At 41.2% G+C, this 24,132-nt stretch carries 20 protein-coding genes and 1 other RNA gene; 16 read left to right on the plus strand and 5 right to left on the minus strand.

Going from position 1 to position 24,132, the window contains the following annotated elements; genetic code table 11:
• Positions 1-26: 26 nt before the first annotated feature.
• From SYN7502_RS16225 to SYN7502_RS16280, 12 genes are all read left to right on the plus strand, one after another.
• Positions 27-767 carry a phycobilisome rod-core linker polypeptide gene (locus SYN7502_RS16225; RefSeq protein ID WP_015169819.1) on the plus strand — a complete coding sequence of 247 codons (741 nt, stop codon included), beginning with the start codon at positions 27-29 and terminating at the stop codon, positions 765-767.
• Between the two features lie 39 nt (positions 768-806).
• Positions 807-1,574, plus strand: coding sequence for a phycobilisome rod-core linker polypeptide (locus SYN7502_RS16230; RefSeq protein WP_015169820.1), 768 nt, complete (start codon positions 807-809; stop codon positions 1,572-1,574).
• A 205-nt stretch (positions 1,575-1,779) separates the two neighbouring features.
• On the plus strand, positions 1,780-2,157 hold the full coding sequence (locus SYN7502_RS16235; protein WP_015169821.1) for a hypothetical protein: 378 nt from the start codon (positions 1,780-1,782) through the stop codon (positions 2,155-2,157).
• A 254-nt stretch (positions 2,158-2,411) separates the two neighbouring features.
• Positions 2,412-5,306, plus strand: coding sequence for an aminomethyl-transferring glycine dehydrogenase (gene gcvP / locus SYN7502_RS16240; protein WP_015169822.1), 2,895 nt, complete (start codon positions 2,412-2,414; stop codon positions 5,304-5,306).
• A gap of 120 nt (positions 5,307-5,426) precedes the next feature.
• Positions 5,427-6,107 carry a photosystem II biogenesis protein Psp29 gene (psb29, locus tag SYN7502_RS16245; RefSeq protein ID WP_015169823.1) on the plus strand — a complete coding sequence of 227 codons (681 nt, stop codon included), beginning with the start codon at positions 5,427-5,429 and terminating at the stop codon, positions 6,105-6,107.
• Between the two features lie 32 nt (positions 6,108-6,139).
• Positions 6,140-6,481: a divalent-cation tolerance protein CutA gene (cutA, locus tag SYN7502_RS16250; RefSeq protein ID WP_015169824.1), complete on the plus strand. Its 342-nt coding sequence runs from the start codon at positions 6,140-6,142 to the stop codon at positions 6,479-6,481.
• 109 nt (positions 6,482-6,590) lie between these two features.
• A complete protein-coding gene (acsF, locus tag SYN7502_RS16255) occupies positions 6,591-7,655 on the plus strand; it encodes a magnesium-protoporphyrin IX monomethyl ester (oxidative) cyclase (protein WP_015169825.1) in 1,065 nt (354 codons plus the stop codon).
• A 34-nt stretch (positions 7,656-7,689) separates the two neighbouring features.
• Positions 7,690-8,162: RNase P RNA component class A (gene rnpB / locus SYN7502_RS18545), an RNA gene on the plus strand.
• 37 nt (positions 8,163-8,199) lie between these two features.
• On the plus strand, positions 8,200-10,557 hold the full coding sequence (locus tag SYN7502_RS16265) for an HD family phosphohydrolase (protein ID WP_015169826.1): 2,358 nt from the start codon (positions 8,200-8,202) through the stop codon (positions 10,555-10,557).
• A gap of 221 nt (positions 10,558-10,778) precedes the next feature.
• The gene (locus tag SYN7502_RS16270) at positions 10,779-11,645 is read left to right on the plus strand and encodes a tetratricopeptide repeat protein (RefSeq protein ID WP_015169827.1); all 867 of its coding nucleotides are present in this window, start codon (positions 10,779-10,781) and stop codon (positions 11,643-11,645) included.
• On the plus strand, positions 11,642-12,871 hold the full coding sequence (locus tag SYN7502_RS16275; RefSeq protein ID WP_015169828.1) for an ATP-binding protein: 1,230 nt from the start codon (positions 11,642-11,644) through the stop codon (positions 12,869-12,871). Before SYN7502_RS16270 ends, SYN7502_RS16275 begins: the two co-directional genes overlap by 4 nt.
• A 12-nt stretch (positions 12,872-12,883) precedes the next feature.
• On the plus strand, positions 12,884-14,392 hold the full coding sequence (locus tag SYN7502_RS16280; protein WP_015169829.1) for a cobyric acid synthase: 1,509 nt from the start codon (positions 12,884-12,886) through the stop codon (positions 14,390-14,392).
• Here SYN7502_RS16280 and SYN7502_RS16285 read toward each other — a convergent pair.
• Positions 14,379-16,637 (minus strand): FdhF/YdeP family oxidoreductase, encoded by a 2,259-nt coding sequence (locus tag SYN7502_RS16285; RefSeq protein ID WP_015169830.1) that lies wholly within the window; start codon positions 16,635-16,637, stop codon positions 14,379-14,381. The two genes, SYN7502_RS16280 and SYN7502_RS16285, sit on opposite strands and share 14 nt — an antisense overlap.
• A gap of 102 nt (positions 16,638-16,739) precedes the next feature.
• On the opposite strand from SYN7502_RS16285, the gene SYN7502_RS16290 reads away from it, so the two are divergent.
• From SYN7502_RS16290 to cobD, 3 genes are all read left to right on the plus strand, one after another.
• Positions 16,740-17,264: a thiol-disulfide oxidoreductase DCC family protein gene (locus SYN7502_RS16290; RefSeq protein ID WP_015169831.1), complete on the plus strand. Its 525-nt coding sequence runs from the start codon at positions 16,740-16,742 to the stop codon at positions 17,262-17,264.
• Positions 17,261-17,728, plus strand: a complete 468-nt coding sequence (locus tag SYN7502_RS16295) for a TspO/MBR family protein (protein WP_015169832.1) — start codon at positions 17,261-17,263, stop codon at positions 17,726-17,728. Before SYN7502_RS16290 ends, SYN7502_RS16295 begins: the two co-directional genes overlap by 4 nt.
• A gap of 155 nt (positions 17,729-17,883) precedes the next feature.
• Complete coding sequence (gene cobD, locus SYN7502_RS16300; RefSeq protein WP_015169833.1) at positions 17,884-18,957, plus strand: threonine-phosphate decarboxylase CobD; 1,074 nt, start codon at positions 17,884-17,886, stop codon at positions 18,955-18,957.
• Here cobD and cobS read toward each other — a convergent pair.
• From cobS to SYN7502_RS16320, 4 genes are all read right to left on the minus strand, one after another.
• Positions 18,947-19,783 (minus strand): adenosylcobinamide-GDP ribazoletransferase, encoded by an 837-nt coding sequence (gene cobS, locus SYN7502_RS16305; RefSeq protein ID WP_015169834.1) that lies wholly within the window; start codon positions 19,781-19,783, stop codon positions 18,947-18,949. The genes cobD and cobS overlap by 11 nt on opposite strands.
• A gap of 25 nt (positions 19,784-19,808) precedes the next feature.
• Positions 19,809-20,708: a Tab2/Atab2 family RNA-binding protein gene (locus tag SYN7502_RS16310; protein ID WP_015169835.1), complete on the minus strand. Its 900-nt coding sequence runs from the start codon at positions 20,706-20,708 to the stop codon at positions 19,809-19,811.
• Between the two features lie 65 nt (positions 20,709-20,773).
• Entirely contained in the window at positions 20,774-22,111 is a 1,338-nt protein-coding gene (locus SYN7502_RS16315; protein WP_015169836.1) for a S41 family peptidase, read from the minus strand.
• A 127-nt stretch (positions 22,112-22,238) separates the two neighbouring features.
• Entirely contained in the window at positions 22,239-23,144 is a 906-nt protein-coding gene (locus tag SYN7502_RS16320) for a LysR family transcriptional regulator (RefSeq protein WP_015169837.1), read from the minus strand.
• 166 nt (positions 23,145-23,310) lie between these two features.
• On the opposite strand from SYN7502_RS16320, the gene SYN7502_RS16325 reads away from it, so the two are divergent.
• Positions 23,311-24,036 carry an SDR family oxidoreductase gene (locus SYN7502_RS16325; RefSeq protein WP_015169838.1) on the plus strand — a complete coding sequence of 242 codons (726 nt, stop codon included), beginning with the start codon at positions 23,311-23,313 and terminating at the stop codon, positions 24,034-24,036.
• The last annotated feature ends 96 nt before the right edge of the window (positions 24,037-24,132 follow it).

Raw genomic sequence — 24,132 nt, forward strand, 5'->3', positions numbered from 1 at the left:
CATTTAATCCTGTTTATTTAATCAGCATGGCAATTCCCTTACTAGAAATTAAACCATCTTCGCAAAATCATCGAGTCCCCGGCTATGATGTTCCCAATGAAGATACTCCTCTTATCTATCGATCCGAAGATTTAACTGACTCCAACTCAACCGAAGAGTTAATCTGGGCAGCCTATCGGCAAATTTTTAGCGAACATGTTATTCTCGAAAGTAGTCGTCAGACATTCCTAGAGTCCCAGTTCAAAAATCGGCAGATTTCTGTACGAGATTTTATTCGGGGTTTAGGTAAATCTGAAACCTTCTATCGACTTATAGTAGAGCCAAACTCCAACTATCGCATTGTAGAAATCGCTCTGAAAAGGTTTCTTGGTCGCACTCCTTACAATGAAGGTGAGAAAATTACCTGGTCAATTGCGATCGCTAATACAGGTATTGGTGGATTTATTGATGCTCTTGTCGATAGTGCAGAATATTTACAAAGTTTTGGTGAAAATACTGTTCCCTATCAACGCCGAAGGCTAAAAGACCGCCCATTTAACTTGGTTACCCCTCGCTATGGGAATGACTGGAGGCTTAAACAAGAGAAAGAGTATCCTAAACAGGGTGATATTCGCAATTTCTTGAGCTTAGCCAGAGAAATTACAATTAAGCAAGTTATTCCTAAGCCTGTTAGCACTGCGAAAATTGCTATTCCTGATAGTACTCGCAAATCTAATGATCCCTCCCCTGCCTCAATTCGGGGTTCCTTTAGATTTCCTGTTAAATAAAATCATCAAACATTACTAAACATTATTGGAGAAATATTAATGTCACCTTTACCCTTATTAACTGTAATTCCTTCTTCCCAAAATCAACGGGTAGCTAGCTTTGGCTTTGCTGATGAAGATGATGATAGTCCATTTATCTATCGTACTGAAAATGCCTCTGATGCCGCAGATTTAGAGGAAATCATCTGGGCTGCCTACCGTCAAGTTTTTAGCGAACATGTTATTCTCGAAAGTAATCGTCAGACCTTCCTAGAGTCCCAGTTCAAAAATGGGCAAATTTCTGTGCGTGATTTTGTGCGGGGTCTCGGTAAATCTGATACCTACTATCGCCTTGTTGTCGAACCAAATTCTAACTATCGGGTTGTAGAGCTAAGCTTAAAACGCATCCTTGGACGTGCGCCTTACAATAAGTTAGAAGAAATTACTTGGTCGATTGTAATTGCCGAACAGGGAATTGGCGCATTTATTGATGCTCTAGTAGATAGTGATGAGTATGAGCAAGTATTTGGAGAAAATACACTGCCTTACCAACGTAAACGGCTACAGGAGCGTCCCTTTAATTTGGTTACCCCACGCTATGGCGCAGACTACCGTGACAGTGCAGGTATTACCAAGTACGATTGGCAATTTACTTTACAAAAATACTTCACTGCTAAGGCTAAGACTCGTCGTCTTCCCGAAGGTGATCCTGGTAGATTTAGAGAAATTGCCCAATCTATTGCACCAAAGGTTAATTATGCTCAAAAGCTTAAGGCATCTGATATTCCTGACTATTTGGCAGCCGTTCCCTATCGTGGTCGCCGCTAAGAGTATTTAATTAGTTACTATAATTGCGAAGGAGTGGGGCTAAAATTCCACTCCTTTTTGTTGCTAATTTTTAATTTTACTCTGAGTGCATAAACGAAATCATTTACACAACTCAAGCGATAGTATGGTTTTTAAGAATTATATTTTTGAGGGTTTGGTAGTGAATTTATGTGCTTACTTTACTTAACACTATATATAAGCGACTATGACTAAAAGTAAAATAAAGTTCATATCAATTATTGCCTTAGTATGCTTAGGGATACGCTATTATCCAGATAATGCGAACGCCCAAACAAGAGATCTTCAGAAATTTGTTGATTCTATTCGTTCTGTCGAGCAAGTAAAAAAAAATATTGGTAAGCTAATCGTAGCAATCGATAACTGTGCTGTGGGAAGTTGCTTTAATTTTAACAGTACAGCAATATGTGAGTTGGTTGCAACCCTTGATGTTCAGGTTAATGGTCAGATTGTAGGAGGGATGACTTCGGTTGGATCGGCAGGGAAAATTCCAATCTCTAAAAGTGATTTAAGCCTAATGCAAGATATTTTTAGCCAATGTAAGCCTACAAATTACCAATATTAGAATTTTGACTCTATGCTCCATGTTTACTATGCCCCAAAACCAGAGGTAGATCAAAAAGTACGAAAAGCACTGAAACTTCCTCCCCGTAAGGTGTAATTAAAGAGTTTGCGAGCAAATTTAATCGAAATTTAAAACTTCCTTTAAAACCTAAAATCTGTTCTTTAGCAACAGTTCTATTCTGTGGATTCCAATATTTTTGTAATTAGTTATAATGTCTCCACACTTGTTTACAAAAATTAATCACAAATTCATAAATGCTAGAAATGGCGATCGCCCCCCATCAGTCTTTACCATTTACTCCCACTGATACCTTCAGTCATAGGCATATCGGGATAAATCAAGTAGATATTGAGGAAATGCTTAATGTGCTTGAATTAGATTCTATTGATGACTTAATTAATAAAACCATACCTAGTACGATTCGCTATCAAGGATTACTAAATTTAGGCGAGTTTACCGAAGGCAGAGGAGAACAAGAACTATTACAAAGTCTCAAAGCGATCGCTTCGCAAAATCAAGTATTCCGTTCCTTTATCGGTATGGGCTACGCCAACTGCATTACCCCGCCAGTAATCCAACGTAACATCTTAGAAAATCCTGGTTGGTACACCCAATACACGCCCTATCAAGCAGAAATTGCCCAAGGCAGACTAGAGGCTTTACTTAACTTCCAAACCATGATTATTGATCTAACAGGAATGGAAATTGCCAATGCTTCGCTTTTAGATGAAGGTACTGCCGCCGCCGAAGCTATGAGCATGATTTATGGGCTGCATAAAGATCATAATGCCATCAAGTTCTTTGTATCAGAAACTTGTCATCCCCAAACCATTGCTGTAGTCAAAACCCGATCGCAGGCATTAGGTATAGAAGTAATCGTAGGCAGTCATACCGAGTTTAATTTTGATGCTTCCTGTTTTGGAGCCTTACTGCAATATCCAGCTTCCGATGGCACAATTTATGACTACTCTGAATTTATTTCTAAAGTTCATGGTGCGGGTGGTTTCGCGATCGCGGCGGCGGATTTATTATCTTTAACCGTTTTAAAGCCCCCTGGTGAGTTTGGTGCCGATGTAGTAGTGGGAAATTCACAAAGATTTGGCATACCTCTTGGTTTTGGAGGACCCCATGCGGCATTTTTTGCAACCAAAGAAGTCTTCAAGCGACAGATTCCGGGACGAGTTGTCGGCATATCTAAGGATGTACATGGCAATCAAGCATTAAGACTAGCTCTGCAAACTCGTGAACAACACATTCGCCGAGATAAAGCCACCAGTAATATTTGTACAGCCCAAGTTTTATTGGCAGTAATGGCAGGAATGTATGCTGTTTATCATGGTGCTGAAGGCTTAAAGCAAATTGGCGATCGCACCCATAGGTTAACAAAAATTTTAGCCACAGCCTTAGAAACATCAGGTTATAAACTTGGAAATTCTTCTTTCTTTGACACGATAAAAGTCACTGTAGATCATGCCAACGATATTATTAGCCGAGGGATAGCAAAAGGGATTAATCTCCGTGCCACTGATCGATGCACCATAGGGATTACCCTTGATGAGACCACTTCTAAGCAAGATATTATCGATATTCTTAGCATTTTTACTTTTACTAAAATTGATCTGGAAAGTATAGATAGTTCTGAAGATAAATTGGGAGCATTTAAGCGCACAAGTTCCTATCTCACTCATCCTGTATTTAACCAATATCACACCGAAACCGAACTGCTACGATATATTCACCGTCTGCAATCTAAGGATTTATCCCTTACCACTTCTATGATTCCCTTGGGTTCCTGCACCATGAAGCTGAATGCCACTTCAGAAATGCTCCCCGTAACTTGGGCAGAGTTTGGACAAATTCATCCCTTTGCTCCCTTAATGCAAACTCAGGGTTATCAAATTCTGTTTCAACAACTGGAAGCTTGGCTGGCAGAAATTACGGGCTTTGCAGGTATATCACTTCAGCCTAATGCTGGTTCCCAAGGTGAATATGCAGGACTGTTAGTCATTCGGGCATACCACGATTATCGGGGCGAACACCATCGTCGAGTCTGCCTAATTCCTCAATCTGCCCACGGAACTAATCCTGCCAGTGCAGTGATGGCAGGTATGAAAGTAGTAGCGATCGCCTGTGATCAGATGGGAAATGTGGATTTAACTGATCTACGCACCAAAGCTGAAAAATATCAATATGAACTAGCAGCCCTGATGGTGACCTATCCTTCTACCCACGGCGTATTTGAAGCATCAATTAAAGAAATTTGTGAAATCGTGCATTATTACGGTGGACAGGTTTATATGGATGGTGCCAATATGAATGCCCAAGTTGGTCTGTGTCGTCCGGGGGATTTTGGTGCCGATGTCTGTCACTTAAACTTGCATAAAACCTTCTGTATTCCCCACGGTGGCGGTGGACCTGGTATGGGACCGATTGGGGTTATGTCCCACTTAGTTCCTTTCTTACCTGATACTACATTTGTTAATCACATTGAGTCTTCCAAACCAAATGTCGGCGCAGTTTCGGCAGCACCTTGGGGGAGTGCTAGTATCCTTACCATCTCTTGGGTATATATTGCCTTAATGGGAGCAAAAGGCTTAAAACTAGCAACAGAAGTAGCTATCCTCAATGCTAATTACATTGCCAAGCGTTTGGAATCTTCCTATCCAATTTTGTATAAAGGTGAAAATAGTTTAGTGGCACACGAGTGTATTTTAGATTTACGCAGCTTAAAATCTTCAGCGGGCATTGAAGTGGACGATATTGCCAAACGACTTATGGATTACGGGTTTCATGCTCCAACCGTAAGCTGGCCCGTGGCAGGAACCATGATGGTAGAGCCAACGGAAAGTGAATCAAAAGCAGAACTCGATCGCTTCTGTGATGCCATGATCTCTATCCGTGCTGAGATTTCCAAAATTGAGTCTGGAGCAATGGATAAGTTGGATAACCCCCTAAAAAATGCTCCCCATACGGCTGAATTCTTGCTCAAAGATGAATGGACACACCCCTACTCCCGATCGCAAGCTGCCTATCCCGCCCCTTGGACAAAAGTTCATAAATTCTGGGCAACGGTGGGTCGGATTGATAATGCCTTTGGCGATCGCAATTTTATTTGTTCCTGTCAGCCGATGGAAGAGTACTCAGAGTAAATAAATCCAATAAATAAATCAGATTTAAATCGTAGAATTTATGGGTATGTAACGGGAAATATTCCCCAGCATGGGATGATATAACTATTAACTTTTATTTATTTAGGTTCTAGAGTAACTGTGAATACTGTTCGGACTGTGGCTGATGCCAAGCATGATTTTTATAAAGCCTTCTCCAAGCCTGTAAATTCGATCTATCGGCGTGTAGTGGATGAGCTTTTAGTAGAAGTGCATTTACTCAGGGTTAGTCAAAACTTTGGCTATGATTCCATATTTGCCCTTGGTTTAGCCACAGCCTTTGATCGCTTTATGGCAGGATACCAACCTGAGTCAGACCTCGAACCGATATTTAAGGGTTTATGCCAAGCTTTACTCTTTGACCCAGACCAAATTCGTCAAGAAAGCGCCCATTTAATTGAGTTATCCAAGCAATTTCCTGCCGAAGTTAAAAGTTTATTCACAACCTTAGAAGCTGGTGCTGACTTAGATACACTGATGGGGCAAATTAGAGCGATCGCTACTAACCCTAAATTTAAATATAGTCGTCTATTTGCGGTGGGTGTATTTATCCTCCTTGAAACTGCTGATCCAGAGGCGATCGCCGATCAAGACAAACGCCAAGCTCTAATTACCCAAGTGGGTGATACACTCAAAATCAACTCGGAGCGACTGCTGAAAGATTTAGATTTATATCGATCTAATCTCGAAAAAATTCAACAGGGACGGCAAATGATGGAAGATATGGTGGAAGCAGAGCGTAAAAAGCGGGAAAAGAAAGCTAAGTCAGTTATTAGCTCTTAAAATTATTAACGCATTCTCTATAAATTCTGTTAATGGATGAGTTAATCATTGTAATGACTACGGTGTCCGATGCAGCGATCGCCCAAATCATAGCCCAAACTCTGGTCACCGAAAAATTAGCAGCCTGCGTGCAGATTATCCCCAACCTAAATTCCACTTATATGTGGGAAGGTAAGCTATGTATAGAATCAGAGCAGCTAATCATGATCAAAACCCTAGGCGATCGCTATACTGATCTCGAAATAAAATTACGCTCCATCCATCCCTACCAAGAGCCAGAAATTATTGTCATAGCTGCGATCTCTGCCAGTAATGGATATATGCAGTGGGTGACTAATTCTCTCAATTTTTTGCAGTCAGACCTAAATCAATAAAACATCTAGTAAAAATGCTTAACTGTTCTTAATAAGTTGATCATGTAAAAGCCCATAAACTAGGAACTATCATAAAAGTAGTAATAGTTAAGTTGAGCATTATATAGATATGGTAGCCTCTCCTGCAAAGACCCAAGTTCATAATAAAACCCAAGCCGAACGTAAAGAAACCATTCTGACTCCCCGTTTCTACACCACGGATTTTGAAGAAATGGCGAGTATGGATATTGCCGACACTGAAGCTGACTTTGAGGCAATTCTGCAAGAATTTAAAGCTGATTACAATCGCCGTCATTTCCAAAGAGATCAAGATTTTGAGCGTTCTTGGGATCATCTCGATGACCGCACCAAAGAAAACTTCCGTACATTTTTAGAAGGCTCCTGCACCTCCGAGTTCTCTGGTTTCCTACTTTATAAAGAAATCTCGGTCAAAATGAAGCAAAAAAATCCTTTAGTAGCGGAAATTTTTTCGTTAATGAGTCGTGACGAAGCACGCCATGCTGGTTTTTTAAACAAGGCAATGCAAGACTTTAACATGACCTTAGACTTATCAAACCTATCACAAACCAAAAACTACGTTTACTTTAAGCCCAAGTTTATTTTCTACGCCACCTACTTATCTGAAAAAATTGGCTACTGGCGTTATATCAAAATCTTCCAGCACTTAGATGCTCATCCCGAACACCAAATCTATCCCATCTTTAAATTCTTTGAAAGCTGGTGCCAAGATGAAAGCCGCCACGGAGATTTCTGTAATTTACTGCTTAAAAGCCAGCCTCAATTCTTAAATGACTGGAAAGCCAAGCTATGGTGCCGTTTCTTCCTGCTTTCGGTGTTTGCCACCATGTATTTGAATGATATTTGTAACCGTTCCGAATTTTATGAATCCATCGGCTTGAATACTAAAGAGTACGTTCACGCTGTCCTTAAGGATACTAACCGTGATTCTGCTAAGGCTTTTCCTGTAATCTTAGACTTAGATAATCCTAAATTCTGGTCACATTTGGAAAAATGTGTAGAAAATAATGCTGCCCTTAGTAAAATTGCTAATGCCAGTACACCTAAGCCTCTCAAATTTTTACAAAAGCTACCTTTTTACATTGGTAATGGTTTAGAGTTACTGCAAATGTACTTTATCAAACCTATTCCAGTTACCAAAGGTGTGGTTCTGTAAATTCTCCTGTAAATTTGGTTAATATAGATACAGAAGAGTAGGCGTAGGTGGTTGCGGAGACTTAAAAAATCTCTGAGGAAAGTCCGGGCTTCCACAGAATCAAACTGCTGGATAATACCCAGTGTGAGCGATCGCGAGGAAAGTGCCACAGAAAAATACCGCCTTGATCATAATTTATTAAGTATTCAGGATACTAAACCTATTGCTAAATATTTAAATCAGATTATGCTAAAGGTAAGGGTGCAAAGGTGTGTTAAGAGCGCACCAGCAAAGTCGAGAGGCTTTGGCTCGGTAAACCCCAGTTGGAAGCAAGGCGAGAGGAATAAGCTATAACTGATTCTGGTCGGCTTTTCCGTTGTTAACTCCAGAGTTAGCGTGAGCCGCTTGAGGTGGTTGGTAACAGCCATCCTAGATAGATAACTACCTGTGAAAAGTTAAACTACAGTTCAAACTATAGTAAATTCAAACATTTCATAAACAGAACCCGGCTTATGTCCTGCTCTTCTTTTGATTTATAGGATGATTTACAAGATTTTATAGATATATGGGTCTTTCCCCTAATGTTATTACCCGTGTGCTTTGCTGTCCTAAAAGAGAGTGGCTCAGTAGAGTAACTATCGGTGCTACTTTTGTATGTCTAACCATTACCGTGGGTAGTCGCTTTTACTGGGAGCCTCAGTTAAATATTGGTGAATTTGCACCTACTAATATTAAGTCTCCGAAAACCATGGAGATTACTGACATAGAAGCAACCCGTATTGCCAAAGAAAGATTAAAGCAGGAAGTTCCCCCCGTTTATCGCCTTGATCCTAGTTTAAGCCGCAGAGCAATGGATCACTTAGAGGATTTACTTACTTCAGGCGATCGCCTATTGCAATTATCCGGTGAACTCCCCTATACAACTCTGCTTTCCTATCCCGCCCAAATAGAGCTACGCATGCTCTCAGAGATAGAATGGCAGAGCTTACAAAAGCAAGCTAACTTCACGAACCCTGCCAGCACCTTAACTAGTAACTTAAAAGGATCAGTAAAAGAATTAGCAGCCCATAAATCTAAACTATCCGCCAGTGCTTACCAAAATCTAGTTGATCAGATTACCAAAGCGAGACAAAAATATCAAATCGCCCGCCAAGAACTAGCACAATCACCAGATTTATTTCGTAATCGTCTCCTTAATTTAAGTAAAACCGAATGGGAAAGTTGTAAGCAGTCTGCCCGTAAAATCTTAGAAGACATCCTATTAGCTGGTCTAGTCCCCGGATTACCCGAAGAATCTAAACAATATCGCATTAGAAATTCCGCCTATCTTCCCACAGACCCAATTCGGCGCATTCTAGTTATCGATCTAATTAATGCCGTATTAATTCCCAATCTGCAACCAGACTTTATGGCAACTAGGGAAAAAATTTCCACTGTCATAGAATCTCTCCAACCCCAAACTGTCACAATTAGAGAGGGAGAAATCATTGTTAGAGCGGGACAGGAAATCACGGCTAGGGAATTTGCTTTTTTGGATGAACTGGGTTTAACCCAACGCCGACCTAATATCTGGGCAATTGTGCTTACGGCTCTGGCGGTATCGGGGACAATAATTATTTTTAAGTTGGTAATTGTTAATCGCTACCTTAATAATCCTAAGACAATTAATCTTAAAATTAGAGACCTTGTGTCCATTAGTTTAATTTGTACAGCCACGGCTACTGCCTGCGTAATTTTAAGCCATACCTCCATTGCCTTCATTCCTCTTGCCACTATGGGCATGATTTTAGGTAGTTTTTATGGTTCTAGGTTAGCAACAGTAACTACAATCTTAGGGTCTGGTTTAGTAGCGATCGCTATTAGCCCAACCCTAATCAGTTATTTACCCTTGGTTTTAGGTGCAGTAATAGGCTCAGGTTTGACGGATCGCCCTAATACTCGTTCCAGAATATCGATTAATGGAATAGTAGTAGCAGTAATCCAAGCTGGAACCTATATTGCCTTGGCAGTATTAATTGGGAATGTGGCTCCGATCGCTCTAGGAATTAATGCTTTACAGTATGCTGCTAGTGGTTTATTAGCTTCAGTGGTGGCACTAGGTTCTATTCCCTATTTAGAGCAATTGTGTTATGCCATTACCCCCATTCGCTTGGCAGAATTGGCTAACTTAGATCGACCTTTATTACAAAAGCTAGTAACTGAGGCACCAGGTACTTTTCAACACACCTTATTTGTGGCTAATCTGGCGGAAGCGGGAGCGCGGGAGTTGGGAGCAGATACTGCCCTTGTTCGCACAGGCACGTTGTATCATGACATTGGTAAAACCATCCGCCCTGAGTATTTTATTGAAAACCAAATGGGGCAGGTTAATCCCCACGAGATTCTCAATGATCCTTGGGCTAGTGCCGATATTATTCGCGAGCATGTCACAGGGGGCTTAAGACTGGCACAAAAGTATCACCTCCCGCCTTTGCTGCAAACTTTTATTCCTGAACATCAAGGCACGATTGTCATTTCTTATTTTTATTTTCAGGCACAGCAGCGATCGCCTATGGTGTGTGAAGAGCATTTTCGCTATAGCGGACCGATTCCCCAGTCCCGTGAAACTGGAATTGTGATGTTAGCAGATGCCAGTGAAGCAGCTTTACGATCGCTTGGCAGTGATACAACCTTAGAAGAAGCTACATCCGTAATGATGAGAATTTTTAAAGCACGGTGGGATCAAGGGCAATTGCTCAATTCAGGATTGACTCTTGAAGAATTGGAAAAACTTGCACCTGTATTCATTCAAGTGTGGCGAGAACGCAATCATGGACGGATTAAATATCCAGACTTTGCGGCGAAGGTTGACCCCAGTGGTGCATCGTTGCCTATTAAGTGTGAGCCAGAGAAAGTAGAAAAAGTTTTGACAGTGCACTCTTAGTTAAGAGTATTAACGACTAATTATAAAGCTTGGTAACCTATAACTAATGAAGGCAATTTCGATGTTAGGAACTTCATCCAATGCGGGTAAAAGTTGGATAGTAAATGCCTTGGGAGCTTGGCTGCACCGACAGGGAGTCAATGTAGCCCTATTATTGATCATCCCAGCAATAACTAGATTTTTAGTTGCGAATATAATGATGTAAGGTTTTCAGATGAAATATGGCTTTTCTCTATTCACGACTAATAGCAACGTATGTTCACTTTCGTAGAGCAATATTTTCTATTTTCGGGAACAAAGGTGATGCCCTCACTAAATATATTCGAGCCATTGATCTTTCCCTTGACTACTTAGATAGTGGACTTACAAAATATGATTCCAAAGACTATGAAGGTGCGATTACCGATTTAAACCAAGCTATCCAAATATGCTTAAATCATCGGGATGCAAAAAATGAATTAGAGGATTATGAAAGTGAAATTGCTAGTTACGACAAAAGCAAACATATCTTTGTAGCCGCTTATACTCTTCGTGGAAATGCCAATCATATTCTACAAAACTATGAAGGGGCGATCTCTGACTTCAATCAAGCAATGGTACTTATAAAATCTACAGAGACAGAGTATCTTCAGTCATATCTACCAATTTTGCATGGATTTGAGGCAAACAGTCGCAGTCGGTTAGGGGCATATTATGTATCTGAAGGTAGATGGCATGAGGGATTAGAACAACTTCAGGCAAGTCTTGATTACTATCGCCAAACTGATAACCTAGAGCGGCGTGCTGATGTACTGGCTCAAATTGCCCGTGTCCAACTCTTATTAGGTGACTGGGACAAAGCCCGAATGCTCTATCGTGATGCGTTGCGGCTCTATGTTCATCTAAATAAAAAAGAAGGGATCGCTAACTGTCATCTTGCCCTTGGGAGAATGATGCTACGTTTAAATTACATCACCGAGGCACAAAAGGAACTAGAAACCGCTTGTAATCTTTTTAGGGAATGTGGGCTTAGCCAACGTCAAGCCGAAACTAAAGAAGTCTTAGAAGTTGTTTCTCAATTTAAATCTAAACAAGCAATAAAGCTATGAGTGAAATTGATGACCTATTTAATCAAAGCGATCGTATTTTTAAAGAATGGAACCTCAAGCAGATCCCTTTTACGGAGAGTGCATCTAGTCTGGAATCTAACATTGATGCTGTATTTACTGGTAGAACAGAAGAGCTAAAACTTGTAATTCCTTTGTTGAGAGGGAAAGAACGCAAGCGCATCCTTGTATATGGATGGACAGGAATCGGTAAATCTGCATTTATACTAGAAATCCTCAACTTTTTGAAACGCACCGATCAAAAAGCCATAGTTGGTTATATCACCCTCCAACCTGATATGGAATTAGGTGAAGCAGCATTTATTGCTCTTGCCCGTGAAATGCCCGAAGACGAATGGGCGCAACGACAACTGAATGAACTAACAGGGTTGGGTAATTTGATTCGTAGCCGTAAAAGTGAAATAGGTGGCAATTTAGGTATTCAAGCCAAGACATCAGAGGAAACCCTAAATGTCCAACCTAGTAAATATCCTGCCTTAGCTTTTGAAGAACTACTCAACCGTGCCTTAAAAAAGTACGATCGCGTGATTATTGGCATTGACGATCTCGATAAACAAGACCCCGCCCGTGTACGTCAACTATTAGAAAATGCCCAAGGAATGCTTAAAGGTAATGCTTGGTTCTTTCTTAGCGGTCATCCCAGTGGACTTACCCGTGATTTAGTTAACCGTGAACGAGGACTATTTGACCTCAGCATCGAATTAAAACCCTTTGATGATGACACGACCTACAAAATGCTCAAAAAGTATCTTGCCAGTGCCAGAATTAAAGAAGTAGATGAAAATAATGAAGCCGAAGCTCTCCATCCTTTTACCCCTGAAACCGCGCGATCGCTCTGTGAAAAATCCTCTGGTATTCCCCGTTGGTTCAATCGCAATGCTAGTTATATTCTCCTTCGAGCTGCGAACTTAGGAGCGAAAAAAATTACTTCTAATGTTCTCCAATCTGGGTTTGAATACGCCCGTCAGCAACTAGGTGGGAAAGATCAACTAACTGCCGAAGAATACTATCTCCTCAACTTAATTCTTGCTAAAGGCATTCTTTCCGATGAAACTATCACCCTTGAAGAACTAAAAAAAATTGGGGCTAGCGAATTTAATGAAATCTTACCGATCTTAAATGGCTTAATTCAAAAAGATATCGCCCGTCTACTTCCTGATGAACGCTTTTATAGTGTTACGACTAATCCTATCCTTTCAGAAGATTAAGGTAATTATTTAATGAAGGCAATTTCGGTGTTAGGAACCTCATCTAATGCGGGTAAAAGTTGGCTAGTTACGGCTTTAGGGGCTTGGTTATACCGACAGGGAGTCAATGTAGCTCCGTTTAAGTCTCAAAATATGTCTAATAACTCCTACGTTACCCTTGAAGGTGGAGAAATTGGTCGTGCTCAAGCTGTTCAGGCGATCGCCTGTGGAATGCGTCCGATCGTCGAGATGAATCCAATCTTACTGAAACCTTCAGCAGTAGGCACTTCTCAATTAGTAATTTTAGGAACAGCTAAACAGCATATTGCTGCCATTGACTACTATCAGCACATTGAAACCCTATGGCAAACTGTGTGTGATTGTTTAGAGTTTTGGCGCGATCGCTGTGATGTTTTGTTACTAGAAGGGGCAGGTAGTCCTGTAGAACTAAATTTAATGCACCGAGATTTAGTTAATTTGCGACCAATTCAGTATCTAAATGGACGATGGCTATTGGTGGGAGATATTGAGAAAGGAGGAGTATTTGCTCAAATTATTGGTACCCATCAACTCATGCCCAAGCATTCTCAAGCGCAAGGGTTGGGTTTGATCGTGAATAAATTTCGGGGTGATCTGCGCCTATTTGCGGATGCGGACAAGTATTTTAAGGACTATATTCCCGATACTCCTTATCTAGGAGTGCTGCCCTATTGCTCAAATCTGCAACCAGAAAGTGAAGATAGTCTATGTGCTGAAGCGGAGACTAAGGGAAAGGGAGCAAAAATTGCATGGGTGCGGTTTCCCCATCTCTCTAATTCTCAGGACTCTCAGCCGTGGCAGTTAGACTTTGGCATAGAAACTTGTTGGGTGCAGACTATAGATGACTTAAGGGATGCCAAGATCATCATTCTTCCCGGCAGTAAAAATACCATAGCCGATTTGGAATGGTTGAAGAGTAATGGTTTAGATCGGGCAATTATCAAGGCAGCTAGTCAAGGCGTTCCCATAGTTGGAATTTGTGGTGGTTATCAAATGTTAGGTATTAGTTTGGGCGATCGCCACGGGGTAGCAGGTGCAGCAGGTATGGTAGAGGGTTTAGGGCTTTTACCAGTAACTACAGAATTTTTACCGATTAAACAAGTGCGACAGGTGCAAGCAAGTTTTCAAGCAGATACTTGGATGGCTTACGAAATTCACATGGGACATACTCAGTTAATTCCTCAGTTAGTTCATGATCGCAATGATCTAGATATACAGCCATTAGTAAAGATTCAGCACCAAAATCAATCGGAATATAAAGAATATAAAGGGGAAGGATGGCGATCGCTCAGTTTACCCAGAGTATGGGGAACTTACTTACATGGCTTATTTGAATCTAGTCAAGTTAGGCAAGCATTAATTCAGATGGCGGATATTTCTGACTATCAAGTTTCCGATCTAAATTGGCAGACTCACCAGCAAACTCTGTATAACCAAATGGCTGATCTACTAGAAATTCATCTCGATCTTAATCCCATCCGTAGATACCTTAGTTCACCCTAGTATAAACAGCCACAGGAACCCGTTTAAAAGCAGGCGTACCACAGCGATTATCAATCGGTGCGCTAAAAATGGCATTCACCTCTGGATAAAACATCAAAGCCGAACCCTGACGAATCTGTCCAAAGATAATCTCAACATCCTCCAATTTACCCGCATTACCCTGCACCGTTACCCATTGATGCTCCTGCCAATGAGCCTGTTTTGCATCGATCTCATTCATCAAAATACAGTTGCGGTGAGGTATGCCCCGATAATAATCACCTTCTTTATATACCACCGTATTATGCTGTCCATAGCTGCGCCCCGTTCCCAGAATTAAAACCATACCTGTAATCGTGCTAGGCAGTCCAAAATCCTCCAGACTAGGCACTATCAATTGAGGTAGAGGGGTCACAAACATCTGAGCCTTTCGGGATGGCGTGCCAAATTCGGGTTTATGAAAAATTCTGCCTTCAATCGTAAACTCGGTTTTAGTATCGTCAATGTCGCCAATCTTTTCGTACCCTGGAGTCGTCTCAGCAATAAGCTTGCGTACATATTTGGTGTCTTGGAGCGATCGCCAATTAATTGGAGTATTACCATGAATGCGATCGGCTATTTCTGTAAGAAATTTCACTTCTGAAATTAAATCGGCATTTTCTTTAAGGTGCGAAGTTCCCTCGTCATTTAAGCGCACAAAATTATTACCCGACTCGGTTGTGGTTTTATGGGGATTCTCAAAGCGGGCAAACACAGGAATAATCAGAGTATTCTGCTTTCCTAATCCGTGAAAATGTCCTAAATTGGGCTTCGTCGAAATATAAATAATCGTCTCAATTTTGCCTAAGGCTCGTTTTGCCTGTTCAGAATCTGGATTAGCCCCATAGAGATTTCCCCCTAAGCAAAGTAATGTATCAATTTGGTGGCGATCGCTAGCTGCAATTAAGGCTCTGGTATCGTAGCCCAACTGCCGACTGAGAGGGCGCTGTAGTAATTTCTCTAAGGTCTGTAAAATTTCCTCTTTCAGGCGAATGGTCACACCCATAGAACCAAAGCCCTGCACATTGGAATGTCCCCGAATTGGCATGGTACCTGCACCTTCTTTGCCTGCATTTCCAGTTAGTAAGGCAGTATTAGCGATACTAAAAATATTATCTACAGCATTAGCATGTTGCGTAATTCCCATTGCCCATGCAAATACCACCCGTTGCGAAGTTCCAATCATCTGCGCTGCGATTTCGATCTCTTCTTGGGCAATTCCACAGCAATTAGTAATTTCTGACCAGGTGAGGGTTTGAGCCTGTTTAATTACCGCTTCCCATCCTTCCGTATATTGCTGAAGATAATCATACTGAACCAGTTCTTTTTCTATTAAGGACTTCTGAATCCCTAAAAACAGAGCAACATCGCTACCAGATATGGGTTGGAGATAAAAAGAGGCAATATCCGAACCCGTAAGTAAGGATTTAATTGGATAGGCAGGAGAGGCAAACTTAACCAGTCCAACTTCGATTAACGGATTGATAATAATTACCTTACCGCCGCGATCGCGCACTTGAATTAGTTCATTCATCAGTCGAGGATGATTAGCAGGGGCATTGGAGCCAACGAGTACCACGCAGTCGCTCTTTTTTAGATCGGCAAGGCTAACCATCGAAGTTCCTGAACCAAACATCTCCTTTAGTCCTACTGTAGATGGGGCATGGCATAGATCGGAGCAATCTGCCAAATTATTTGAACCCGCCGCCCGCATCAGCAGTTGTAATAAAAAAGCGGCTTCATTAGAAGAACGTCCCGAACTATAGGAAGCAATGCGATCGGGGGATTTACGAAATCCTGCTTCCACAATTTCATACACCTCTTGCCACGAGATGGGTTCGTAAAAGGAAGTATTTGCCCTTTTAATGACTGGAAAACTCAAACGCCCCAGCTTATCCGCCTGCATGGACGTGAGTTTTTGGAGTTCTTCAAGGCTAGTACCCGTTAAAACATCGGCGGGAACGGCATCCATTAATTCCGAGGCGATCGCTTCTACACTTTTAGCACAGCGTTGTAAGGGTTCTTCATCCTCATTGTGAAATCCACCTTTTTGACCACCAGTTCCCCAAGCACAGGATAGACAGGCACTTTTATGTAAAAGCCTTTGCCACAGCAGTCCCCCTTTCGGGTGTAGGGTTTTCTCTGCCCAGTAGGAAATTATGGGTAATCCACCCCCCATGTTTACGGACTGGTTATGATTTTCGGGGCTATTTTCGTTACTAGGCATAGATTTGATGCAACTGATAATCTTCAGTATATCTAAGGAGTTGAAGTAACCAAGCTAAAATAAATGTGATCATCAAATCAAAACATCTATCTCCAAATCTAAATGCCATCTTCTCCAGAAATTAATACTGCCCCAAGCGAAACCCCTTGGAAAATCAAACTCCTATTTGATGGTGCTTGCCCTCTATGTGTAAGAGAAGTAAACTTTTTGAAACGTAAAGATGGCGATCGTAATTTGATCAAATTTGTGGATATAGCTGCCGCAGACTATGACCCAGCCCAAAACGCCAACATTGACTTTGAAACGGCTATGGGCAGGATTCATGCTGTTTTGCCCAATGGTGAAGTAATTCAAAATGTGGAAGTATTTCGCCAAATCTACGATGTTCTCGGCATCGGTTGGATTTATGCAGTGACTAAATTACCTGTAATTGGGAGCCTAGCGGATGCATTATATGGGGTTTGGGCTGATTATCGCCTATTTCTCACAGGACGCACTGATCTTAAAACAGTTATTGCCCAGCGTCAGCATTTTATGAAGTACAAAATGAAGGATCAAATGCAGGATAAGGAACTTTGCACTGATAGATGTACAACAGGGGTCACCGTCAATCAGGATAAATTATGATCTGGGCTTGGCTAGCGATCGCTGTTAATGCCTTTATCTTAGGATTTATTCTGAATAAACTTGCTCCCAGTGACTATAGATGGTTCATGGGATTACGCCGCCCCCGATGGCTAACCTTTGAGTCAGCTATTCCAATCATCTGGATATTTATCTTTATCTGTGGAATTACCTCAGCTACTTTTCTTTGGCAAATTCAATCCATGAATACATGGCTGTTTATGGCAAGCTATGGAATTTTAGAATGCCTGATTTTAGCCTTTACGCCAGTTTTAACCCGTTTACGTAATGTCAGAGCAGGGGCGATCATAGGGGCAATTGGTTTTATCTTTGGTTTGATTTTAACAACTCAAGTTTGGCAGGTTTCCAATATCGCAGGTTGGCTATTGATGCCTTATTTACTGTGGAGTCCCGTTGGTACCTACGTTACATGGGTCATGGCAAGATTAAATCCCCCAGAGGGTTAAAACCTGTGAGTTAAAGGCTTAATCCAATTCCAAAATTAAAGTTAAGATGGATTTTAGATACTAAAGAAATATCCTGTATATAAAAATAAATTGTTATTATCCCTTGTTCACTTTGGACATATTCCATATTAGATTTCATATTTAGAGATAGTTGAATGCAGCCAAATCATGGGGGGAATTTACGGTGGGCAGCTAATATCGCTGGGACTTCAGAAGCTAATATTTTAGATTTTTCCGCTAGCATTAATCCCCTTGGCACTCCAGATTCAGCGATCGCCGCCATTCATTCCCATTTAACCAGCCTCAAGCATTATCCCGATCCAGAATATATAGCTCTACGGCAAGCATTAGCAGAGTTTCATCAAATTTCTTCCGGTTGCATATTAGCGGGCAATGGTGTATCAGAATTATTGACATGGGCAGGACGAGATTTAGGGCAGTTTGTAGCTACGGTTTTATTTACACCTGCTTTTTCCGACTATTACCGAGCTTTTAAGACCTTTGGCGTAGAGATTGAAGATTATGCTTTAGGCATTGACGACGATCGCGAACTTAAATTTTTTCTGCCTGAATTGCCCAAAACTGGATCAAGATTACAAAAGGGCATATTAATTAATAATCCCCATAATCCCACGGGCTATTTATTTACAAGAAAGGCTTTGATCCCATACCTAGATGAATTTGGACTGGTGGTAATTGATGAAGCTTTTATGGATTTTCTCCCCCTATGGCAGCAACAAAGCTTAATTGATTTAGTCCCGAAATATTCTAATCTTGTTATTTTACGATCACTCACCAAATTTTATGGATTACCCGGTTTAAGACTTGGCTATGCGATCGCCCATCCAGATCGAGTAAACCAATGGCAGCAGTGGCGAGACCCTTGGAGTGTTAATAGTTTGGCAGTGGCAGCAGGCATAGCGATCGTTAAAGATATAGAATTTCAGCAAAAAACTTGGGATTGGTTAAGTTCCGCTCGTCCGCAGTTATGGCAGGGTTTAAATCATTTAGAAGGTATTTACCCAATTATGGGAGCTGCCAATTATCTATTAGTGAGGACAGAGGCATCTGGAGCATGGCTACAACAACAACTTTTACAAAGCGATCGCATTTTAATTAGAGATTGTTTGAGCTTTACCGAGCTAGGTGATCACTATATTCGAGTTGCCGTCAGACTAGAGGCAGAGAATAACCGATTGATCAAAGGTTTAGCTAAAATTATGAATTGAAAAAATTAACCAAAATAGTTAACCCGCATAATATCAATGTTTCTGTCCATTCCACCACAGCACCGTAGGTATCTCCTGTATGCCCAGATAGTTTGTAGTTAAACCAAGCCCCGACCATAAAGGCGATCGCTACTCCCATCACCAACGTAAATATTGCCAACATCCAATGCGCTTGATTAACCATAATTTGGGCGATCGCTAAACCAATTAACAGTAAAGTTGCGGGGACTAAATTCCCGATAGATGTGATCGATTCTTTGTGAAATGCGCCCTTGCCCTGCGATCGTAAATAAGGGTATCGCCAAATTGCCAACAACTGCCCCCAGCGTCCCCAACCACAGACTGCCATCATTAAACAGAGATAATCAAAGCCACTTTGGAGCGTAAATTCTGAGTTTAAATCGTTTAAATCATAGAGAGCTAAGGTTTTTAATAAAATCACAACCATGCCTGCCACTGCTCCATAGGCTCCAGTCCTACTATCCGCCATTACTGCTAATCGCTGACTGGGATCGGTTACGGCAAGCCCATCGGCAGTATCCATCACGCCATCCAGATGTAAACCACCCGTAATTAATATCCATAACCCTACGGTCACGCCACTACTGGTTAATTCAGGCATACCCACATAATGTAAACCTAGGGTAGCTAATCCTAAACATCCACCAATCAAGATGCCAATGGCTGGGGCAAAACCCGCAATACCCTCAAAGGCGATCGCCCAATGCTGGGGAATCGGTAAGGCGGTATAAAAGGTTAGACTACCCCAAACCTTAGCAAAAAACCTAGAGAAAAACTGGGTCAAGAATAGGGATATTTGAGGCATCGTCTCATAATTTATTCCTTCAAATTTATTCCTTCAACAACCAAAATCCCGTGAAATGCTCGACCTCAAGGCTAGTTTGAATGGCAATAAAGTGAATACCATTACTATTTTTCTTTGCCTGTTCAAAACTTCCAGCTTGGGAGATCACCTTTGGTATCCGTTCCGCCGACTTCTGCCCCTTAGGATTAGCTGTATTTAAGGTAGTTAAAATCCACCGAGATTCTTCCCCTGCTTCAAGGATTAATTGTATTTTCCCTTCGCTAACCTCAAATTTCAAAGCAACGGGATCGACTCCTGCCATCCAAGCTGCTAGAGCCAAAGCTCGACTAGAGGTAATAATTAAACCAGAAATTAAAGTCTCTGGATCGGAAATATGATCTAAAGCAAACAACTCGCCAAAATCCATCGACCATTCCGTAGCTTCCTGAAAATCAGCAACTTTTAGTGATGCTACTAGCCAAGACTCTCCCATAAGGGCATCGGGTGCTGGTTTTGCCACAGGAACCTGTATCCCAATTTTGAGGGGCAGGGGTTGGGGATCGGGAGCAATAAACCCCTCTCGTTGAGGATAAATACTTTCCATTCGAGTTTGGAGCCAACTGGATAAAGTAAATAAACGGCGTGAGGGTTGGGGGATAAGTTCTGCCTGCTTACAACCACGGGTAATTATATTGGTCATGCTCGGACGATAGAACCGTACTTTTTGCGGATCACGATTACCTAAGCTGGCATTATGGGCGATCGCTAATTTCAACTCGGTAGCTAACCATCCTGAATTGACTTCTTGGGCATTACATTCTTTAATCCACTGAAATGGTTGTGAAGAGCGATCGGGAGAATTGCAAATTAATAACTCCCATATCTTTTTTTGATTCTCATCTAAAACAGGACGAGAGTAGAAATCTAGCTCCCAGGTAATTGTCATTTATTAGATTAATTTAATTAGGTTAATTGATAAGAAAGGGATGGGTTTATATTTAAGACTAACAGCTAATTAATATTTGGCGATTCCAACTTAGAAATTTTCTTAGAAATTTTTGCATCTTGATGCAGTAATAAGTCCACTGCTGCCACATATTGGTTATCGTCTTTAGTTCCCAATTGATTACGAGTTAAGGAATTAGCAGGAATTACTTCCACATCGGGCTGAATACCGCTTTTGTGAATGTCCGTATGGTTCGGGGTTTGATAGTGGGCGATCGTCACTGCTAATCCAGCCCCATCTTCAAGGGTAAATAAGGACTGCACTAAACCCTTACCGTAGGTTCTTGTCCCTAAAAGCCTTGCTCTACCATTGTCATGCAGGGCGCCAGACAAAACTTCGCTTGCACTAGCAGTACCACCATCGGTCAAGATCACCAAAGGATCAAGGGTCAGAGGACTGGTATCATTGGCAGTAAAACTTTCTTGAATACCTTGGCGATCGGCAGTATAAACAATCACGCCTTTGGGTAGCCACATCCGAGCAATTTCTATGCCTGCCTGTAATAGCCCCCCCGGATTACTCCGCAAGTCTAAAACATAACTATCAGTATTCCGTGCTTCTAAGTCTTTAATTGCCTCTGCCATCTCTGTAACGGCATTTCCGTTAAATTGATTGAGCCGAATATAGCCAATTTTCTGTTCACCCTCTTGGTTGAGTTTATAAATTACGGGATTAACAGCAATGCGATCGCGTTTCAGAACAACATCAAAAATTTCTGGAGATGGCTTTTCTGTATCCACAGGATTATCAAGCTCAGTTTTAGTGGTTCCTTTAGTGGCTCTACTAATATCTCTACGAATAGTTAAGGTTACTTCGCTTCCAATTTCTCCCCGTAGGCGATCGGCACATTCATCCAAGCTGAGATTTTGAGTAGAAAGGTTGTTAATTTTAATAATTTGATCAAGCGATCGCACATCAGCTTTAGCCGCAGGAGAGCCTTCAATCGGGGCAACAACAGTTAAAAATTTGGTATCAGCATCCACAACTATCTGTAAACCCACTCCAGTCAACGCCCCAGAGGTACTAGTTTGCATACTTCTAAACTGATCTGGTCGCAGCAGCCTTGTAAATGGATCATCAAGAGTTGCCAACATTTCTTGAATTGCATCGTAGGTTTCCTCCCTAGACTTAAATTTCTTGCCACTGTACTGTTTTCGTACTTTGTACCAATTTTGATGGTTAAAGGTACTATCGACGTAGGAGTGATTCACAATTTGCCAAACATCTGTAAAAAATTTCTGTTCTTGCAGGTAATCTGCGGCGGCAACTGCTCCAGTACCCATAAATTCTAGGGCGATCATCAACACCAGACCCAATAACCAGATACAAATACGTTTAACCATGCTCACTAAGTATCAATTATTAAAATAGATTATCTCTATCTATACTAACTAAGCTAGATAAACATTTTTAAGAGTAGAACGGGACTGTTTAAGACAAGAAGAAATAGCCAAATTCAAAGCAGAAAAATCAGGATAATAAATGGGCAATACTTGACTTAAGAAATTCGATAAATATTCGTACTTTTAAGGGTATATAGATTCGAGATGGATAGACCAACCATGCAGCCGTATGGAAATTAGTAGCAGTAACTTCGTAGTCAGGAAAAGCATTCACTAGTACGCCATTGCTAAGGTCTTTCCCCACCAACCAATCAGGCAGTAAAGCCAGACCTAGCCCCATAATTGCACATTCTTGGAGAGCGATCGCACTGGATATCATGGTTTTCCCATTTACTGCAACTGCTGTCTCTTCACTCTTTTGATTCCGAAATATCCATCTTGTCCTGAATCCCGACCAAGGAAAAAGCAAACAGTTATGATTTTGAATATCCTGTGGTTGTTGGAGGTTTCCGCTTTGCTCTAAATATTTAGGACTAGCACAAACTATGTATTGAGTTCGCATCAGTTGCTCAGCAATTAGGGTAGAGTCATTTAAAGTTGCTAATCGCACTGCTATATCAATTCTTTCTGCCAATAAATCCACGATCGCATCAGTTAGAACCAAGTCAATCGTTAAATCTGGATACAATCGAGAAAACTTACCTAGTAAAGGAACTATGCACCTATGCCCAAAGGAAAACGGAGCCGTAATTCTTAAAGTTCCCCCCACTTGTCCAGAGGTATCTTTAACCACCATCATTGCCTGTTTTAATTCACTGACCAATGGCTCAATTTGATTAAAATAGGTAATACCTTCTTCTGTAGGGTAAACCTGGCGAGTAGTGCGCTGAAATAACCTAATTCCAAGTTCTGCCTCTAAATTAGCGATCGCCCGTGAGACTGAAGAAGGATCGATATTACGACTCTTAGCCACAGCCACAAAGCTTCCTTGGCGCATGACTTCCACAAAAGTTTGTAACACTGATATATCCATAATTAAGAATTAAAAGCCAATTCATGCAATAAGTACACGAGATTAATGCTTAATAGCCTATTTATTTATTTTTTTGCAATAACTATATTTATAACCACGGGTACACGGGGATTACATAATTCCAATGTCAACCTAAACACAATATAAATAGAACATAGGTAAAAATATGAAAATTCACAATGCCATTGCCCTTGTCACTGGAGCTAATCGAGGTATTGGTTATGCTTTTGTCAATGCACTTTTACAATCGGGAGCAAAAAAAGTCTATGCCACTGCCCGTAATCTCCAAAGCCTAGATGCTGTAGTAGCCTTAGACCCCAGTCGGGTCATTCCCCTTCAAGTGGATGTGACCGATTCAAATCTTGAGCTTACTCTACCCGATCAAGTTAGTGATGTTAATCTATTAATTAATAATGCGGGGGCATTAGCCTTTGGAAATATTCTTGAAATCCCAATATCTAAAATCGCCAGCCAATTTGAGACTAATTTTTATGGGTCTTTACTAATGGCTCGCACCCTTGTACCGATAATCGAAAAAAATCAGGGTGGGGCAATTGTTAATATTCTGTCCGTAGTCGCCCTAGCCAGTATGCCCGCAATATCTGCCTATAATGCGTCTAAAGCTGCAACTTGGTCGATGACTCAGTCCCTGCGTGCTTCTGTTGCCCCTAAGGGGATTGAGGTTTATGCAGTTTTCCCTGGTCCAGTAGATACAGATATGGCAGCAGAATTCCCTATGGTAAAGACTAGCCCACAGGATGTTGCCAATGCGGTACTTAAAGGCGTTGAAACTAACCAAGAAGATATATTTCCCGATCCTATGGCTATTCAGGTTTACTCAGCATGGACACAGGATCATAAAGCGATCGAGAAGCAATTTGCCGCCATGTAGTTTCCCAATTAAATTTTCTAATTAAATTTATGGTTGAGTTGGGTAATTAAGCTGCTATTAACTTCCTAAAATAATTCTGCGATCGGATTTGCACTA

It is taken from the genome of Synechococcus sp. PCC 7502 (assembly GCF_000317085.1).
GTDB lineage: Bacteria > Cyanobacteriota > Cyanobacteriia > Pseudanabaenales > Pseudanabaenaceae > PCC-7502.